The following is a 1,811-nucleotide window of genomic DNA, read 5'->3' as shown; positions in this document are numbered from 1 at the left end:
AGGTGTATGGGATGTGAAGAGAAATACAGAGGCGAGGGCTGTTCGTTCCAAACTGGATGAAAAAAGCTGCAAGGAAAAAATAGAAGGCGGCTGATAAGGAGATGGGGATAGATGTTTTCAGTTTTGAAAAAGCTTGGCTGGTTTTTTAAGGCGTACTGGCTGCGCTATACGATTGCGATTGTCCTTTTATTAGCAGTCAATGTCATTGAAATGTTTCCGCCTAAGCTCTTGGGGAACGCCATAGATGATATGAAAGCAGGGGCATTTACTGCGGAAGGGCTGCTGTTTTATATCGGTATCTTTTTTGTGCTAACGGCGGCCGTGTATATCATGTCTTATTTTTGGATGCATCAGCTGTTTGGCGGAGCGAATCTGATGGAGAAAATTCTTCGTACGAAGCTGATGGGGCATTTGCTGACTATGTCGCCGCCGTTTTATGAAAAAAACCGGACAGGCGATTTAATGGCACGAGGGACAAATGATCTTCAGGCCGTCAGTTTAACGACAGGGTTTGGCATCTTGACCTTAGTCGATTCTACGATGTTTATGATGACGATCTTTTTGACGATGGGGTTTTTGATCACCTGGAAGCTCACCTTTGCCGCCATTATCCCGCTTCCAGTCATGGCGATTGCAATCAGTCTATATGGAAGTAAAATTCATGAGCGGTTTACTGAGGCCCAAAACGCGTTCGGGGCGCTGAATGACAGAGTGCTGGAATCTGTTTCAGGCGTGCGGGTGATTCGCGCGTATGTTCAGGAAACAAACGATGTTCGCCAGTTTAATGAAATGACCGCTGATGTTTATCAGAAAAATATGAAAGTGGCTTTTATTGATTCACTGTTTGAGCCGACGGTGAAACTGCTTGTCGGCGCAAGCTATCTGATTGGGCTCGGCTACGGAGCGTTTCTTGTATTCCGGAACGAGCTGACGCTTGGAGAGTTAGTGTCCTTTAACGTTTATCTCGGCATGATGATTTGGCCGATGTTTGCAATCGGTGAACTCATTAACGTGATGCAGCGCGGCAATGCGTCATTAGATCGGGTAAATGAAACTCTTTCTTATGAAACGGATGTGACAGATCCAAAACAGCCCGCTGATCTTAAAGAGCCTGGAGATATCGTTTTCAGTCATGTCAGCTTTACATATCCAAGCTCAACAAGTGACAATCTTCAGGATATTTCATTTACGGTGCGAAAAGGGCAGACTGTCGGGATTGCCGGTAAAACCGGGAGCGGAAAAACGACAATTATTAAGCAGCTTTTGCGCCAGTACCCTCCAGGTGAAGGGAGCATTACATTTTCAGGCGTACCGATTCAGCAAATCCCTCTTGACCGGCTCCGCGGGTGGATCGGATATGTGCCGCAGGATCATTTACTGTTTTCACGGACTGTAAAAGAAAATATTTTATACGGAAAACAGGATGCAACTGATAAAGAGGTTCAGCAAGCGATTGCCGAAGCACATTTTGAAAAAGATTTGCACATGCTTCCGTCCGGTCTGGAGACAATGGTCGGTGAAAAAGGCGTGGCACTGTCAGGCGGGCAGAAACAAAGAATTTCGATTGCGAGAGCACTCATGGCGAATCCGGAAATCTTGATCCTGGATGATTCGCTTTCCGCTGTAGATGCCAAAACAGAGGCTGCAATTATCAAGAACATCAGAGAAAACCGCAAAGGAAAGACGACATTTATTTTGACGCACCGATTATCCGCGGTAGAGCACGCTGACCTGATCCTTGTGATGGACGGCGGCGTCATTGCTGAGAGTGGCACGCATCAAGAACTGCTGGCCAATAATGGGTGGTACCG

Annotated in this window: 1 protein-coding gene; it reads left to right on the top strand. The window is 46.5% G+C overall.

The window, feature by feature from the left end; genetic code table 11:
- Nucleotides 1-111 precede the first annotated feature (111 nt).
- Nucleotides 112-1,811 (top strand): multidrug ABC transporter ATP-binding protein BmrC (gene bmrC, locus ACWHAR_RS20430; protein ID WP_452087653.1); only part of this gene is annotated, 1,700 nt, incomplete at its 3' end.

The organism is Bacillus sp. LR--39 (assembly GCF_053613335.1).
This window is presented reverse-complemented; position numbering and strand designations above follow the sequence as displayed.